We start from the raw sequence: 16,172 nt of genomic DNA on the forward strand, positions 1-16,172 counted from the left end.
CAAATTCAAGATTTTATGTCTTTTCCCTTCTTTCCCGCCCATCCCTGCGGAAAAAAATTCCCGCTTCATTACCTTTTTTTCGCGCTCACGCCAAAACATTTGACAGGGGCTTCATATTCTGTAATAATGAAGGATATTGTATTTTCATTGTTATTCTGTGTAACAATTTTGGAGGGAACTGCCATAAACTCATTGAAAAAGAAAGACCTCTTGACGCTCGGCTTTATGATGTTCTCCATCTACTTCGGCGCCGGCAATCTCATCTTCCCAACCGCGCTCGGACAGGCGGCGGGCGATCACACCTTGATCGCGATGCTGGGTTTCATGACGACGGGCGTCGGACTTCCGCTGCTCGGCATCACGGCGATCGCACTCGCGGGCGGCGAATACGCCTCTCTGCTCCACGAGAAGACGTGGCCGCGCTTTGCAACGGTACTGCTCGTCATCCTCTATCTCATCATCGGGCCGCTCTTCGCGATGCCGCGTACCGGTGCCGTTTCGTTCGAGATCGGCATCCGCCCGTTCCTCGGTGAGGAAAATCTCGGGCTCGGTCAGCTCATCTACACGGCGATTTTCTTTGCGACGTCCTACTATCTCGCGCTGAACCCGAACAAGATCATCGACCGCGTGGGCAAGATGCTGACACCTGCGCTCCTGCTCGTCCTTGCCATCCTCTTTGTGCAGGCGTTCCACGCCCCGCTCGGAAATATCCTTGCACCGACGGGCAGCTACATCGACGCACCGTTCGCACAGGGATTCCAGGACGGCTATCAGACGATGGATCTGCTCGCCTCGATCGCCATCGGTGCGCTCATAGCGAACGCCGTGCGTCTGCGCGGGATCACGGACAGCCGCGCCATCGGCGCCGCGTGCCTCGTCTCGGGGCTCATCACAGTTACGCTGATGGCAGTGGTCTACGGCTCACTCGCTTACATCGGCGCGACGAGCGCATCCGTGCTCAGCCACTCGGAGAACGGCGGTCAGATTCTCTCGGGCGCGGTCGACATCTTCTTTGGTGCAGCAGGAAATCTGCTCCTTGCCGTTATCATCGGTCTCGCATGCCTGACGACCTGTTGCGGCATTACCTCGAGTGCCGCGATGTTCTTCAACAAGCTGCTGAAGGGGCGCGTTTCGTATGAACGCCTGCTCCTCTTCTCGATTCTCTTCAGCTTTGCCGCATCGAATATCGGTCTGACACAAATCATCGCCCTTGCGATTCCGTTCCTCGTCGTAATCTATCCGCTCATCATCGTGTTCGTCATTCTCTCGCTCTTCGACCGCTTTATCGGATGGCGCAAGAGCATCTATCAGGGCGCGATGGCATTGACGCTCATTTTCTCACTGATCGACGGTCTGCATGCAGCAGGTCTGAGCAGCGCTCCGGTACACGCGCTGCTTGTAGAGTATATTCCGTTCTATGCAATCATGATGGGCTGGGTCTGTCCCGCAATCGTCGGTACACTCGTCGGCTTCGGCGTATCGCTCTTTCAGACAGCTCCGGTGACGGCGGAGGAAGCGTAAGGAAGCAAAAGAGCGTCATCTGCATAAAAGTCTCGTGCAGATGACGCTTTTCTTGTGCTTCAGCGCAGCCGACGCTTCTTTTTCTTCTTCCACTTGAGATAGAAATAGACGATCGCGATAACGGAGCAGATGACGAAGATGATGCTCGCCTCATGCCCGTACTCCATGAGATCCGTCCAGTTCTCGCCAAGCATCATGCCTGCGTAGATGATCGCCGCCGTCCACGGAAGGGATCCTGCGATGGTGTAGGTAAAGAAACGCTTCGTATCGACGCGTGCAAAGCCTGCGGGCAGCGAAATGAACGTGCGAATGACGGGCAGCATGCGGCTGAAAAACACCGCCTTGAGTCCATAGCGGTCGAACCAATCCTGCGCCGTATCGACGTGGGATTTTTTGATGAAGAAATATTTCCCGTACTTGTCTACGAACGGACGTCCGCCGCGCGCGCCGACCTCGTATGCAAAAACGGAGCCAAGGAGTCCGCCTGCCATACCCGCGAGCAGCGCCCCCTCAAACGACATATGGCCCGCAGAGATGAGATAGCCCGCAAAGCCGAGAATGAGTTCGCTTGGGATCGGAATGCAGGCGTTCTCTGCCGCCATGAGCACGACGACGGCGACATAGCCCCATGAGGAAATGAACGAAAGAAATATCTGAGAGAAATATTCCACGGTAAAATCTCCTTTGGGTATGTGCGGTAACTCTACAAAAAAATCCCCAGTGCAAATCTGTACTGGAGATCCAAATCCATGGTGGTGCCTCAGAGCGGAATCGAACCACTGACACGGGGATTTTCAGTCCCCTGCTCTACCAACTGAGCTACCGAGGCGAAAGGAAAAATGGCGACCCGGATGGGACTTGAACCCACGACCTCCGCCGTGACAGGGCGGCATTCTAACCAACTAAACTACCGGGCCGAACTTTGGTGACGCGTACGGGATTCGAACCCGTGAAGCCGCCGTGAAAGGGCGGTGTCTTAACCACTTGACCAACGCGCCGAAATCATGAATTGCGGCGGACTACCCGCGGGGGTATCCGCCGCACACTCACGAAGGCAATTATATGGGATTTTTGACCGCTTGTCAACCTCTTTTATCTGCGCTATAATATGAACGCTTTGTCAAAGATTGACACCGCTGCCGAGATTCGCCCACTGGACATCGGAGGCATACTCCTCGAGTTCGGGCAGCTTCTCCATGAGGTAGGAATTCGTGACGCGCACGAACGTCCCCTTCATGCCGAGCGACTTCGACTCGATGACGCCCGCGGACTCAAATTTGCGGAGCGCGTTGACGATGACCGAGCGCGTGATCTTCGCCTCATCGGCAATGCGCGATGCGATCAGCCTGCCCTCGAACTTCCCTTGGCTCGCGAGCTCCTGCAGAATCGCGTGCGCCGCCTTGCGCTCGGAGTACGAAAGTGTTTCCACCGCAATGCGTACCGCCTCGCGCTGACGCGCCTCGACCTCGTTCCGCTGCGCGGCGTCGCGCAGCATCTCCATACCGACTACGGTTGCGCCATATTCCGAGAGCAGGAGGTCAGGATCCCCGAACTCTTTCTTACCGCTTGCCACAACGAGAGTCCCCAGTCTGCGTCGTGGACCATAGATCGGTGTGATGACGATGTTCTGTTCACGAAACAGCTCCGCCATCTCTTTTTCATACGACGCACCGTCTGTATCCACGCGGATATTGGCGTGCGTCTCCTCCAGCCGATTGAGCCAGTCGACATACTTTCGCGGGAACTGCCCCAGCTCGATCGCCTCGTTCATCATGAGGTCGTCGTCATCATCGAAGAGAGCATATCCGCAAATTTTACCGCCCTCGTCCGTGATGTAGACGTTCGCCTCAAGGACATTGCTCAATACACGTGAAATCCCATCGTACTCAACGCTTTCCGAACGCTGAAGCAGACGATTGATTTGCCGTGTTTTTCCCAGCAACGTAATCATCTGAATCCCCCTCTTTCTCGAACTGTCCGCACAGTCCGAAACAAATAACCACACCCCGTAAAAGACATTTTTCCTTCTATAGATATAATACTACATTTTTTCCAAATATCAAGAAAAACTTGAATGTTTTTCATTTTTAACGAATAAAATCCTACTATCGTCCCATAGGCTCAGGCAATCGTATGTGGAAAAATTTTCTCAGCATCTTGCCTAATAGCGGGAATCGTAGTATAATAGCACGGTATTGCGCGCGACTTGAGAGAAGTGCGCGTCGAGGAGGTGTAGCAATGGCAAGTGTATGCGAGGTCTGCGGCAAGGGGCCGATGAGCGGCAACAACGTGAGCCACTCCCATGTGAAGACGAAACGCAAGTGGAAGCCGAATATTCAGCGTGTCCGCGCCCTTGTGAAGGGTGAGGTCAAACACGTCAATGTGTGCACACGCTGCCTGCGTTCCGGCAACGTCGAGCGTGCCGTGTAAGCAATCAGTGCATAGAGAGAACCGTCCGGGAGATCGGGCGGTTTTTTCTTTAGGGATTACATGGAGAGCGAAAGGATTGGTCGAATGAGCACGAATGTGAAAGAGATTCTTACAGCAAATGAGGCTTATGCCGCCGCATTTGGGGACAAGGGCGCACTCTCGCACCATCCGGCGCGCAGCATCGCCATCGTCACCTGTATGGACTGCCGCCTCGATCCGGCGAAGTTCGCAAATCTCACAGAAGGAGACGCCCATGTCATCCGCAACGCAGGCGGGCGCGTGACGGACGATGTCATTCGTTCCCTCCTCATCTCCTACAAGATGCTCGGGACAAAGGAATGGTTCATCATCCAGCACACACACTGTGGTATGCAGGGCTTTACGAACGAGGAGGCGCGCGACCTCTTTGCTGCGGATGCCGATGTGCATGGAATTGATGCAACGGAGGCGCACTACATCGACTTTATGCCGATCAGCGGTTCGATCGAGGAAAACCTCGTCCGCGATGTACGCCGTCTGCGCACGCATCCGCTCGTCCCCGCTTCGATTCGTATTCACGCCTATGTCTACGACGTGAACACGGGGCGCCTGAGCCGGGTGGAGGAAGCAGAGAAGATTGGAGCAGGGGAATAAGCGGACAAAAAAGATGCGCCAAGATGGTAGTGCTGGATTTATCAGGGCTTCCATAAGCCCATATGTGAAAAAGAACGCGTTGCACGACGCGTTCTTTTTTCATGTCAAAGTTCTTCTGTCCTCACCCATTCATTCAGCTCTCTGCGCACGGTCTTCCAGTCGGGAAAATATTTATCCATGCGCGCGTAGAACCGGGCGTCATGCCCTCGCACCCAGAGATGCGTGAGCTCATGTGTGATGACGTAGCGCAGGGCGCGCACATCGTACTGTGCGAGTTGGAGGTTGAGTGTAATCGCCGCCGTGCGGACGTTGCAGCTGCCCCAGCGTGTCTTCATCGCGCGGATGCGCCAACGTGCGGCACGCTTACCGACGATGCGCTCACAGGCGGGTGCCTCGCGTTCGATTTCCACCCCAAGTTCCGCACGATAGAGTGCCACGATTGCCGCGCGGCGCATGTCTGTATCCGCGCCCTCGGGGATATAAAGCACGATCGCGTTGTCCGTGCGTTCCGCATAGGCTTTGCCGTGTATGAGCGGACGAATAACGAGCGGGTATTCCGTGCCCCAGAGTCGTATCCGCTCCCCATCAGCATACGTGCGTACGGGCTTTTCTGCATGCGCACAAATGCGCCGCCGGCGCTCGTCAATCCATGCACGCCTGCGGCGAACAAAGTTCTCGATCTCGCTCAGCGCCGTCCTCTGCGGCGCGCTCAGTTCGATGTGTCCGCCCTCGGTGGCGACGCGAAGGTAGAGATTCTTGATGTTCTTGTAGCGGATCACCGCCCGCAAACCATCCACCGTGATCTCCTGCTCCCGCAGGAGGCGCACCTTCCGCCTCATTTGCCCGCGCGCATCGCACGCATCTTCTGCGCGACGTTGTAGATAGCGCTCAGATCCGCGCGGTCAAATGTATATGCCTCGTTGCAGAAGTGGCATTTCACCTCTGCCGTGCCGTCGTCACGCAGCGCACGCAGATCCTCCTCGCCGAGCGTCAGCAGACGATCGGTGATGTAGTTCTTCGAGCAGTTGCAGCGAAAGGCAAGGTCGGTGGTCGAAAGGAGCTTCACATCATCGAAGCCGCCGAGAATCTTGCCGATGATGCCCGCTGCATCCAGTCCCTCCTCGACCATATGGGAAACGGAGGAAATGCCCTTTAGGTTTTCCTCGAGTCGATCGATCGTCTCATCGGATGCGCCCGGCATCGGCTGGATGAGAAAGCCGCCCGCGCCGAGACATTGCAGTTCGGGGCTGACGAGCACGCCGAGCCCGATGGATGACGGTGTCTGCTCGGAGGTGTAGAGGTAGGCGATAAGATCGTCGGCAATTTCTCCGTTTGTGATGTCAACGCTGCCCGTCACAGGCTCTTTCAGTCCCGTGAAGCGCGTGACGGAGAGAATCCCCGCGCCGATACCGCCGCCCACATCGATCTTACCGTGCGCGTTGAGCGGGAGATTGACATGCGGATGGTCGACATAGCCGCGTACAGAGCCCTCCGCCGTCGCGTCCGCTGTCACCGTGCCGAGGGGGCCGTCTCCCTTGAACTTCACGGTGACAGATTCCTTGTTCTTGAGATTCGCGGCAAAGAGGAGCGCCCCCGTCATCGTGCGCCCAAGTGCCGCCGCTGCAACGGGATAACAGTCATGCCGCCGCATCGCCTCGGCGACCGCATCCGTCGTCACCGCCGCAAACGCGCGCAGCTGCCCATGCGCCGCTGTCGCCTTAACGAGCTGATCCATAGTTCCCTTACCAATCCAGCGCGAGTTCGTGCAGAACGTCGCCCGTATCTATGTCAAAAATCCGTATCGTACCATCCTCAAGGACGGCAACGGTATTGCGCCCGTCGGGACGCTTCGAGAGCGCAGCGGAGCCGGGATTGAGAAAGACGGTATTGCCGCGCTTTTCGAGTACGGTCACATGAATATGTCCGCTGATGAAAAGATCCGCCTTGAGGTGTTTCGCCATCGCGTCTTTTTCCGCATCCGTCATCACGGCATCACCGTGCGTGACGATGATCCGCCGCCCCTCCCAAAAAACGTAGGCATAGGGGGACATAAGTGGGACTTCGAGGCAGCTCGCGTCCACGTCGGAGTCGCAGTTGCCCTTGGCGATGATGACGGGGATCTCCGAGGCGTTGATGCGCTCGATCAGCCCCATCGGATTGTAGTCCGCCTTCATCGGGTTGCGCGGCCCGTGGTAGGCAACATCGCCCGCATGGAGGATCAGGTCGGCGCCCGTGAAGAACTTCTCGCACGCACGTACCCATGCACCCTCATGTCCGTGCGTATCGCTGAGTATTCCGATCTTCATAGGCTCACAGCTTTCCGAGGAGACTTGCCATCTCCATCGCCGCCATCGCCGCATCTGCGCCCTTGTTGCCCGCCTTCGTGCCCGCGCGCTCAATCGCCTGCTCGATGTTCTCCGTCGTCACCACACCGAAGATCGTCGGCACGCCCGTCTGGAGTCCGACCTGCGCCACGCCCTTCGACACCTCATTGCAGACGTAGTCGTAGTGCGTCGTCGAGCCGCGAATGACCGCACCGAGGCAGAGCACCGCATCGTACTTGCCGCTCTCCGCCATCTTCTTTGCCACAAGCGGGATCTCGAACGCACCCGGCACCCACGCCACGTCAATGTCGTCGTCCGCCGTTTCGTGACGATGCAGCGTATCGAGTGCACCGCCGACCAGCTTACTCACAATGAACTCGTTGAAGCGTGCCGCAACAATGCCGAATTTAAGTCCCCTACCGCTGATATAGCCTTCAATCATATTAGCCATCTTACTTTCCTCCCAATTCCTCATCCGTCAGCATATGCCCCATCTTTTCCTTTTTGACCGTCATATAGCGGCGATCGAACTCATTCGTGTGCATGACGATCGGTACGCGCTCGACGATCTTCAGCCCGTAGCCCTCCAGTCCCGCACGCTTCGCGGGGTTGTTCGTCATCAGGCGAATGGTGGTCAGCCCAAGGTCAGCGAGAATCTGTGCGCCAAGACCGTAGTCGCGGAGATCCGGTGCAAAGCCGAGCTCGACGTTCGCCTCGACCGTATCGCGCCCCTGATCCTGCAGGGCGTACGCGCGCATCTTGTTCGCAAGCCCGATGCCGCGCCCCTCCTGCCGCACGTAGAGGACGACACCCTCGCCCTCCGCCTCGATCTGCCGCATCGCCGCCGCAAGCTGATCGCCGCAGTCGCAGCGCATCGAGCCGAGTGCATCGCCCGTCAGGCACTCCGAGTGTACGCGCACGAGCACATTCTCCTTGCCGCGCACATCACCCTTCACCACGGCGAGATCACAGCGCTTGTTGAGGGTGTTCTCGTAGGCAATCAGGCGGAAATGTCCGTATTTGCTTGGAAAATCCACATCCGAAATGCGATGAACAAACGTCTCCGTATGCTTGCGGAACTCGATGAGATCCGCAATCGTAATGATGTTCAGCCCGTGCTTTTTTGCAAACGCCTTGAGCTCAGGCGTACGCATCATGTGACCGTCGTCCGCCATGATCTCGCAGCACATTCCCGCAGGAAAGAGCCCCGCCATGCGCGCGAGATCCGTGGTCGCCTCCGTGTGTCCGGCACGGCGCAGAACACCGCCCTCGACCGTGCGCAGGGGGAAGATGTGTCCCGGGCGGCGGAAATGCGAAGGCTTTGCCTGCGGGTCGATCAGCATCTTCACCGTGTGGCAGCGCTCGAATGCCGAGATACCGGTCGTCGTATCGTACGCGTCGATGCTGACCGTAAACGCCGTCTCGTGATTGTCCGTGTTGTTCTCCACCATCTGCCCAATCGCAAGTTCGTCCAGACGGCTGCCGATGATCGGCGTGCAGATCAGCCCGCGCGCGTACGTCGCCATGAAATTCATATGTTCCGGCGTGAGTTTTTCTGCGGCGACAATGATATCGCCCTCGTTCTCGCGATCCTCATCGTCCACGACGACGAGCATCTTGCCGTTTTTAATGTCCTCGATTGCCTGTTCAATCGTTGCAAAATCTGACATACTATCTCTCCTAAAATCCATTTTTCAAAAGAAAGTCCCGCGTCAGCCCTGCGCCCGTCGCAGCAAAACTTTCGCCGCCGAGCAGTTTCAGTGCGTATTTCCCGAGGATGTCCGTCTCGATGTTGAGCGGACTGCCGACGCGCTTCGCACCGAGATTCGTCACCGTGCGCGTGTGCGGGATCAGGCTGACGGTGAAATCCGTCGTGCCGACCCGCGCAACCGTAAGGCTGATGCCGTCGAGTGCAACCGATCCCTTTTCAACAATGCCGCGCAGTATTTCATCATCTGCCGCGACGGTCATCAGAATCGCGTTGCCCTCCTCGCGCATCGCTCGGATATGCCCCACGCCGTCGATGTGCCCGCTGACGAAATGTCCGCCAAGCCGCGTCGTCGGAAGCAGTGCGCGCTCGAGGTTGAGCGGCGCACCGTGCGTAAGACCCGCAAGCGAGGTGCGACGCACGGTCTCGGGCATGACCGCTGCACGGAAGCCGTGTGCGTCAAACTGCGTCACCGTGAGGCAGATGCCGTTGACGGCAATGCTGTCGCCGATGTGCGCGTCCGACTGAACGCGCCGCGCACCGATGGAGATATTGCCGCCCGAAAGTCCGCCAAAGGTGCCGACCTCCTCAATGATTCCGGTAAACATGAAGCCTCCTCACTCCGCCGCACACGGATAACCCGTGACGAGAATGTCCGTACCCAGCTGCTCCACCGTCATATCATGGAGGCGAAATGCCGCCTGCGGGCTGTCGAAGCCCGTGCCGCCGATCGGCGTTTTCGCTTCCGCTCCCCCCATCAGCATGGGCGCAATAAAGGCGTGTACCTTATCGACAGATCCCCCTGCAAGCAGCGACCAATTCACCGTAGCACCGCCCTCGACGAACAGCGATGTGATCTCACGTGCGCCGAGATAATCCAGCAGCGCCGCGATATCCACGCGCTGTGCGCCGAGCGTTACAACCTCTGCACCGCACGCACGAAGGAGGTTCACACGTCTGTGGTCGGCGCGCTCGCTTACGACAATAATCGTCGGTGCCGCACCATCCGCGACAAGCTTTGCATCGAGCGGTGTGCGCGCCTCCGAGTCGAGCACGATGCGCAGAGGGTTTTTCCCCGTGCCATGTTCCAGCCGTGTGGTAAGACTCGGATCGTCGGCAAGCACCGTGCCAATGCCCACGAGAATCGCGTCATACTCGTTGCGATACGCATGCACACGCGCACGTGCCGCCGCGCCCGTGATCCACTGCGATGCGCCCGTATGGCTCGCGATCTTGCCGTCGAGCGTCATCGCCGTCTTGAGTGTCACGAAGGGACGCTTTGTCGTCACCCATTTGAGAAAAATTTCGTTCTGCCGCCGTGCTTCGTCCTCGCATATGCCTGTTGTGACCTCGATGCCCGCCGCCGTGAGCAAATGGATGCCGCGCCCCGCGACCAAGGGGTTCGGATCAGAGAGCGCAATGACGACGCGCGCGAGTCCTGCCGCAATCACCGCCTCGGCACATGGCCCTGTGCGCCCATGATGCGCACAGGGCTCAAGCGTCACATAGAGCGTCGCCCCGCGTGCAAGCTCGCCCGCCATGCGCAGCGCATGAATCTCCGCATGCGGCTCGCCCGCCGCGCGATGCCAGCCGCTCGCAACGATCGCCCCATCTCGCACGATGACCGCACCGACCAAAGGATTCGGCGAGGTGCGCCCGCGCGCGTACTCTGCAATCCGCAGAGCCTCGCGCATATAGGATTCGTCTAGTTCCCGTTGCTGCTCGTTCATAGCAACCCCATTCAACAAAAAAACCGCCGGAATTTCTTCTCCGGCGGCACATAAATCGTCCTGATGAAACACAAATACATTGATCCGTGCTTCCTTCCATAGACGCGCCTTTTCTCATCCAGACTGCGAAGGCAACCGCCTTCTTCACTGTCGGCTTCGGAATCTCACCGAATCGTGCCGCTCTCGCGAGTGGCTTGCGGGCTGTACCGCCGGTGGGGATTTGCACCCCGCCTCAAAGAGCATCATTCGTATGCTATTGTAACACCACAGGTTCTCGCTGTCAATCGCCAATCTTTGCCGCGCCGCGAGTCTCCTCCGCACGACGCACAACATCGTCGAGATTCGCTCCGCAGACGGCGGCAATCGCGGCGACAACACTCCCCTCGACGACGGGGCAGTCTGCCATGCGCAGACGTCGCTCCGGCATTTCCTCCACAATCGTCTCCACGGTCAGAATCGAACTGCCTGCATCCACGAGGAGCACAACACCGTCCGCACCGTACACGGCATCGATTGCGGCAACAATCCGTGCGTAGCTCGTGCCGAAGCCGCCGTCCTCCATGCCGCCCGCAACCGCAAGGCGCGCATCCTTTGCCATCATACGGCAGGTTTCCGCGATGCCGTGCGCGAGCGCGGCGCTGTGTGTCACAATCACAAGTCCGACCATATCAGCCTCTCCGACGCAGATAACCGCCAATACCACACACCGCCCCCGCGAGTGCCGCAGGCAGGAGGTATTCCGCCTGTGGTGCTGCCTCCAGGAGCATGATGCCGATCGTACGGTCATGCACAATCATTGTACCGCCCGTCCAGCCGAGGATGGCAGTACCGAGCACAACGAGCACGGGGAACCTCTCCATCAGTGAGCCGATCAGCTGACTGCCGCCGACCACAATCGGGACGCTGATGATGAGCCCCAGCACGACAAGCAAAAAGTCGCCGTGCGATGCGCCCGCAATCGCAATCACATTGTCGATCCCCATTGCCGCGTCGGCAATGATAATGGTCTTGACCGCCCCCGCAAACGTCTCCGCCGCCTCGATATGCTCCTCGCCGCCCGACGGCTTCATCAACTTCACCGCAATCGGCAGCAACACGAGTCCACCGAGTGCCTGCAAATACGGCACGGAGAGCAGCTGCACGGCGAAGAACGTCATAATCAGACGGATGAGGATCGCACCCGCCGTACCAACGTAGATTGCGCGCTTCCTCAGATGCACAGGCAGCCGGTTCGACGCCATCGCAATAACGACGGCATTATCCCCTGCCAGCACGAGATCAATCACAATGATCGAGAAAAGCGCCACAAAGAACTGTGACGAAAAGAGTTCGACTTCCACGATTTCTCCTTATTTCGCCATCATCTTTGCAAGCTTCTGCGCAAAGGCGACGGGATTTTCCGGCAGGATTCCCTCGATGAGGAGAGCCTGCGTATAGAGGAGGTCACAGTAGTCCTTGAATTCTTCAGAGTCCTTGCCCGCCGCGTGCAGCTCTTTCAGCTTTGCAAAGAGATCGTGGTGCGGATTGATCTCAAGGATGCGGCGTGCCTTGAACATCGGATTGTTCATGTCGGCAAAGGTCTGCTCCATCGAGAGCGACGGTCCCGCCTCATCCGCAACAAGACAGACCGCGCTTGAACGCAGACGCTGCGAGATCTTGACCTCGGCAATCTTATCGCCGATGGCTTCCTTCACGTCCTTAATGAGATCGTCGTTCGCCTTTGCGATGTCCTCCGTCTCCTTCTTCGCCGCCTCGCTCTCCGCATCGTCGAGACCCAAGTCACCGCGGCTGATCGAGTGAAAACTCTTCCCCTCGTACTCGTGCACCGTCTCAATCGCGAACTCGTCCACGGGATCGAGCAGGAAGAGCACCTCGAACCCACGCTCACGCAGCTGCTCCATCTGCGGCAGCTGCTCAATCGTCGCCTGATCCTTCGCCGTCGCGTAGTAGATGCTCTTCTGACTCTCCGGCATACGCGCAATATACTCCTTGAGCGAGACGAGCTTCCCTTCCTTCGAACTGTGGAAAAGCAGGAGATCCTTCAGCTTGTCCACCGTATCGCGTCCAGAGTACATACTGTTGTAAATGCCGATCTTGAGCATGCGCCCGTATTCGTTCCAGAACTTCTCGTAGTCCTCACGGTTCTTCTCAAGCTTCCTGCCGAGCGCCTTGAGCACATTTTTCTCCAGCGCGCGTCCGATCGTCTTGAGCTCGCGGCTCTGCTGCAGCAGTTCGCGCGAGATGTTGAGCGAGAGGTCAGGTGAATCGACCAGCCCCTTCATAAAACGCAGATACTCCGGCAGGAGATCCTTGCACTTGTCCATGATAAAGACGTGGCGCGAGTAGAGTTGGATGCCCGGCTCGTAGTCCGCCTGATAGAGATTGAACGGCGCACGCGCCGGGATCTCAAGGAGTGCCGTATACTCAACCGTGCCCTCGGCTTTCGTGTGAAAGACCTCCATCGGCGCTTCCCACTCGTGAAACTGATCGCGGAAGAAGTCGTTGTACTCCTCTTGCTTGATCTCCGATTTCGCACGCGTCCAGAGCGGCTGCATCGAGTTCAGCGTGCGCAGCTCCGTCTTCTTGATCTTCTCCGCGCCCTCGATGATCTTGCCCTCGTCGTCGCGCGGCATCTCCTCCGTCGTCACATTCATGCGGATCGGATAGCGCACATAGTCCGAGTACTTCTTCACGAGACTCTCAAGCTCGAACGTGTCCGTATAGTCCGTCTCGCCCTCCGTGAAGTCCTTCGCGAGGTGGATCGTCACCGTCGTACCGCGCCCCTCCTTCTCCGCGTCCTCGATCGTATAGCTGCCGTCACCCGTCGATTCCCAGCGCGTCGCCTGTGTCTCGCCCGCACGGCGCGTCACAATCGTCACCTTCTCCGCGACCATGAATGCCGAGTAGAAGCCCACGCCGAACTGACCGATCATCTCCTTGTCTGGTGCGCCGCCGCTCTCCTCCTTCGCCTTTGCGAGCTGCTCCATGAACGCCTTCGTGCCCGACTTTGCAATCGTGCCGATGTTCTCGACAATCTCCGCCCGCGACATGCCGATGCCGCTGTCCGATATTGTCAGCGTCTTCGACTCCTTGTCCGGCACGAGGAAAATCTCATAGTTCTCGTTGCCCTCAAGCAGTTCCCTGTTCGTCAGGCTCTCGAAATGCAGCTTGTCGAGCGCGTCCGACGCGTTCGAGATCAGTTCACGCAGAAAGATCTCGCGGTTCGTATAGATCGAGTGGATCATCAGATCCAACAGTTGTTTTGTCTCAGCTTGAAACTCAAATGTTTCCTTTGCCATGTTATCGTTCTCCCTTGTATTCGATTATTTTGCATCACATTTATGCGTATGCAATTCTAAAACTGTTCTTCATTTTACACGAAAAATGACAAAAAGTCAAATTCCATCATGGCTCTTTGCCAAATATTGTAGGGGATTTGCCGACACAATGCGGGTGAAAAAGAGTCGCTAAGATGGCAGTGTGAATGACTCATCTCTCTGCCTGCATATCCTCATCCGCTAATTTCAGCGTACCATGCAACGTCATGGCATTTTCCTTTGTTATCCCATAATCTTTCGATGCCAAGTCATATTGCAAATCCACATGAGGCATCCCTTCAATGCCCAAAACATCAATCATCACATCGTAAATCATGTCATTTGTCCAATACGCCTGCTCATGAGCCTTCAACTGAGCAAACACCTCTGGGCGCTCCTCTTGAAAAGCATCACTAAACCACATCACGAGCGGTATGCGTGCCATGCTCCAGGTAAATTTGGTCGCTTCATGGTACAACCTGCGATCAGGATCTTCGCCATGATCGGAAAAATAAACCATCCCCTTGAAGTTTGGCAGTGAATGAACCTGTTCGTAAATTTGGGAGAGTATGTAGTCGTTATACAACACGGCATCATCATACTGATCGACATAGGAGTCCTCCCCCGAAAAATGCGCATTGGGACAGCGATCCCGATAATCCGCATGACATCCCATCAGATGTATGATAATCAACGCATTTTTTTCACAAACTTGCGGAATTTGTGTAAGAAGTATATCGTCATAGTATTCTGTGACCTGACTGTTTCCGAACATGCCATTCATCCATTTTTGATGCTGTGCCGTACTCGCAGTTTCTGAAACGGGCGTGTCGGCTACACCCAGTTTTTTTTGATTGCTGATCCAATACGTCTCATAGCCGACTGCGTTCGCCACTTCGACAATGGAATACGCATCCTTCAAATCCATCGCATTGTACTGGTTCTTTTCACTGAGCGCATAGGTCAACGCAGGAACGGTATGAACATAATTTGAGTAGGCATTGGAAAAGGTGACATTCTCTTTATTTTCACACTGGTCTTTCATCCACGGCGTTGTTTCTCTCGCATATCCATAAACCTGCATGTGGTTTCGCGTCTCTGCTTCACCAATCACCAGAACGAATACCCCACCAGAAGAAACAAGATTCAGTCCTTGCAGGTTTTTCAAGCGTTCTTCCCGCATTGCGCGTGCTTCTCCATAAGCACGATATTGCTGAAGTGCCACCTTCACTTCCATACCAATGTGAGCAGGAAGGTAATACTTCACTCCGTGATTCACAACGAAAAGCCCTATGAGCATAAAGAAAAGAAAAAGCAAAGACATGCGCCGGTCGGGCAGTTGAACATCCACATGAAGGGCGACTCGCAGTGCTTTTATAGTACCGACGACTGCAAAAAACAGCCCCAACGAACCACAAATCCAAAGGAAAACATTTTGATTTTTCAGATATGCAAGTGATTCAGCCAGATTGGTTTGAAACAAGGTCAAGACAATGGCAGAGGATAAAACGTACCCGCCGCTGACAATCCAATACCCCCATACCAGAAGCGGCATAAGGATCGCCACCGCCAAAGCCGCAAAAGAGAATCCACAGGCGAAGCGTCGCAGAGCATTCGAGGAAATCTTTCGCGCAGCTCCATAGATCCAAGTCCAAAAGAGGAAATGCGATGCACCAAGCAAATAGGCGGAAGTAATTTCTTTACCGGCTACATTTGCTCCACCCAAAAATGGCACGTATGCTGCACTCACAAAAACAGCAGTATAAAACACAAGCATAAGAATGTATCGCTTTGAGTATACCGCCATCGGCAACAGAATTGCCGTCCATATACCTAAATAGAACAACCTCCCCAATTCAACAAGCCCCTTGTACTTGTCCGAAAGGACAACCATCTGAAGAAGCGCCCCCAGGGAAACGACGATGAGAACCGTGACCATATACGGCATCCATTTGCGGCTCTGGTTTTCTGCCCACTTTGTCATCATTTTCTGCGTTGCCTTCCTACAAAATCAAACTTCCGCGAACTTTATGTAATAAAGATAAAGTCGAACCGTGTTGACTGCTCACGCATTTCCTCATCAAAACGAAACGAATCAATACCACGCAGTATATTATTTATCCCACGCGAATCAGACTGCCGAATAAGCCCAATAGCTACATTCATTGCATTCAGTATATTGCTTTTTCCTGCCGCATTCGCGCCATAGATAGCAGCAACGGGAATCAAGCTCTCTGCTCCAACATGACACAAATATTCCGTATGCACATCGTCTGTTTCATTTGCCAGCATGCTCAACACGACTTCATCTTTAATCGATCTGAAGTTCGAAGTGCTAAACTTTGACATACTCCCCACGGCGAAAGCCGGGGAATTTTTGGATACCTACGGCATTTGCCTGCGATAGCGCAGGTCTTACGATGCCTCTCCAAAGAAGGTCGATGCCCCAACCTTCAAGATGTTCTTTGCGGCGTTCCTGTCCCGATCATGAATGGCTCCGCAATGCGGG

The 16,172-nt window shown here is 55.9% G+C and carries 17 protein-coding genes, 3 tRNA genes and 1 riboswitch; of the genes, 3 read left to right on the forward strand and 17 right to left on the reverse strand.

Features of this window, described 5'->3' with window-relative positions; genetic code table 11:
* Positions 1-126 precede the first annotated feature (126 nt).
* On the forward strand, positions 127-1,521 hold the full coding sequence (gene brnQ / locus HMPREF9081_RS11275) for a branched-chain amino acid transport system II carrier protein (RefSeq protein ID WP_006307489.1): 1,395 nt from the start codon (positions 127-129) through the stop codon (positions 1,519-1,521).
* A gap of 59 nt (positions 1,522-1,580) precedes the next feature.
* Here the strand turns inward: brnQ and HMPREF9081_RS11280 are convergent, their stop codons facing one another.
* The 5 genes from HMPREF9081_RS11280 to codY all read right to left on the reverse strand — a co-directional run bounded on the left by HMPREF9081_RS11280 (position 1,581) and on the right by codY (position 3,472).
* Complete coding sequence (locus HMPREF9081_RS11280; protein ID WP_006307490.1) at positions 1,581-2,192, reverse strand: DedA family protein; 612 nt, start codon at positions 2,190-2,192, stop codon at positions 1,581-1,583.
* An 82-nt stretch (positions 2,193-2,274) separates the two neighbouring features.
* Positions 2,275-2,350 (reverse strand) — tRNA-Phe (locus tag HMPREF9081_RS11285).
* A gap of 11 nt (positions 2,351-2,361) precedes the next feature.
* Positions 2,362-2,438, reverse strand: a tRNA-Asp gene (locus tag HMPREF9081_RS11290).
* Positions 2,439-2,444: 6 nt separating this feature from the next.
* Positions 2,445-2,519: transfer RNA gene (locus HMPREF9081_RS11295), tRNA-Glu, on the reverse strand.
* 122 nt (positions 2,520-2,641) lie between these two features.
* Entirely contained in the window at positions 2,642-3,472 is an 831-nt protein-coding gene (codY, locus tag HMPREF9081_RS11300; protein ID WP_006307491.1) for a GTP-sensing pleiotropic transcriptional regulator CodY, read from the reverse strand.
* A 287-nt stretch (positions 3,473-3,759) separates the two neighbouring features.
* On the opposite strand from codY, the gene rpmB reads away from it, so the two are divergent.
* Together rpmB and HMPREF9081_RS11310 are read left to right on the forward strand one after the other, a co-directional pair.
* Entirely contained in the window at positions 3,760-3,951 is a 192-nt protein-coding gene (rpmB, locus tag HMPREF9081_RS11305) for a 50S ribosomal protein L28 (RefSeq protein WP_006307492.1), read from the forward strand.
* 84 nt (positions 3,952-4,035) lie between these two features.
* Positions 4,036-4,584 carry a beta-class carbonic anhydrase gene (locus tag HMPREF9081_RS11310; protein ID WP_040395158.1) on the forward strand — a complete coding sequence of 183 codons (549 nt, stop codon included), beginning with the start codon at positions 4,036-4,038 and terminating at the stop codon, positions 4,582-4,584.
* Between the two features lie 104 nt (positions 4,585-4,688).
* Here the strand turns inward: HMPREF9081_RS11310 and HMPREF9081_RS11315 are convergent, their stop codons facing one another.
* The 12 genes from HMPREF9081_RS11315 to HMPREF9081_RS11370 form a co-directional block, all read right to left on the reverse strand.
* A complete protein-coding gene (locus tag HMPREF9081_RS11315) occupies positions 4,689-5,423 on the reverse strand; it encodes a M48 family metallopeptidase (RefSeq protein ID WP_006307497.1) in 735 nt (244 codons plus the stop codon).
* Positions 5,420-6,319 (reverse strand): Hsp33 family molecular chaperone HslO, encoded by a 900-nt coding sequence (hslO, locus tag HMPREF9081_RS11320; RefSeq protein ID WP_006307498.1) that lies wholly within the window; start codon positions 6,317-6,319, stop codon positions 5,420-5,422. Before hslO ends, HMPREF9081_RS11315 begins: the two co-directional genes overlap by 4 nt.
* A 7-nt stretch (positions 6,320-6,326) precedes the next feature.
* On the reverse strand, positions 6,327-6,890 hold the full coding sequence (yfcE, locus tag HMPREF9081_RS11325; RefSeq protein ID WP_006307499.1) for a phosphodiesterase: 564 nt from the start codon (positions 6,888-6,890) through the stop codon (positions 6,327-6,329).
* 4 nt (positions 6,891-6,894) lie between these two features.
* Positions 6,895-7,359, reverse strand: a complete 465-nt coding sequence (gene ribH, locus HMPREF9081_RS11330) for a 6,7-dimethyl-8-ribityllumazine synthase (RefSeq protein WP_040395161.1) — start codon at positions 7,357-7,359, stop codon at positions 6,895-6,897.
* A gap of 1 nt (position 7,360) precedes the next feature.
* A complete protein-coding gene (locus tag HMPREF9081_RS11335) occupies positions 7,361-8,578 on the reverse strand; it encodes a bifunctional 3,4-dihydroxy-2-butanone-4-phosphate synthase/GTP cyclohydrolase II (RefSeq protein ID WP_040395163.1) in 1,218 nt (405 codons plus the stop codon).
* 10 nt (positions 8,579-8,588) lie between these two features.
* Positions 8,589-9,224: a riboflavin synthase gene (locus HMPREF9081_RS11340; RefSeq protein WP_006307503.1), complete on the reverse strand. Its 636-nt coding sequence runs from the start codon at positions 9,222-9,224 to the stop codon at positions 8,589-8,591.
* Between the two features lie 9 nt (positions 9,225-9,233).
* Positions 9,234-10,346, reverse strand: a complete 1,113-nt coding sequence (ribD, locus tag HMPREF9081_RS11345; RefSeq protein ID WP_040395168.1) for a bifunctional diaminohydroxyphosphoribosylaminopyrimidine deaminase/5-amino-6-(5-phosphoribosylamino)uracil reductase RibD — start codon at positions 10,344-10,346, stop codon at positions 9,234-9,236.
* A gap of 102 nt (positions 10,347-10,448) precedes the next feature.
* Positions 10,449-10,589, reverse strand: a riboswitch (FMN riboswitch).
* Between the two features lie 37 nt (positions 10,590-10,626).
* Positions 10,627-11,013, reverse strand: coding sequence for a dihydroxyacetone kinase phosphoryl donor subunit DhaM (gene dhaM / locus HMPREF9081_RS11350; RefSeq protein ID WP_006307507.1), 387 nt, complete (start codon positions 11,011-11,013; stop codon positions 10,627-10,629).
* Between the two features lies 1 nt (position 11,014).
* Positions 11,015-11,686 carry a TerC family protein gene (locus HMPREF9081_RS11355; RefSeq protein WP_006307508.1) on the reverse strand — a complete coding sequence of 224 codons (672 nt, stop codon included), beginning with the start codon at positions 11,684-11,686 and terminating at the stop codon, positions 11,015-11,017.
* Between the two features lie 9 nt (positions 11,687-11,695).
* Entirely contained in the window at positions 11,696-13,645 is a 1,950-nt protein-coding gene (gene htpG / locus HMPREF9081_RS11360; protein ID WP_006307509.1) for a molecular chaperone HtpG, read from the reverse strand.
* Between the two features lie 190 nt (positions 13,646-13,835).
* Positions 13,836-15,647 carry a phosphoethanolamine transferase gene (locus HMPREF9081_RS11365; protein WP_245529896.1) on the reverse strand — a complete coding sequence of 604 codons (1,812 nt, stop codon included), beginning with the start codon at positions 15,645-15,647 and terminating at the stop codon, positions 13,836-13,838.
* A 44-nt stretch (positions 15,648-15,691) separates the two neighbouring features.
* Positions 15,692-16,012 (reverse strand): AAA family ATPase, encoded by a 321-nt coding sequence (locus HMPREF9081_RS11370; RefSeq protein WP_006307511.1) that lies wholly within the window; start codon positions 16,010-16,012, stop codon positions 15,692-15,694.
* Between the last annotated feature and the right edge of the window lie 160 nt (positions 16,013-16,172).

It is taken from the genome of Centipeda periodontii DSM 2778, from assembly GCF_000213975.1.
Taxonomy (GTDB): domain Bacteria; phylum Bacillota; class Negativicutes; order Selenomonadales; family Selenomonadaceae; genus Centipeda; species Centipeda periodontii.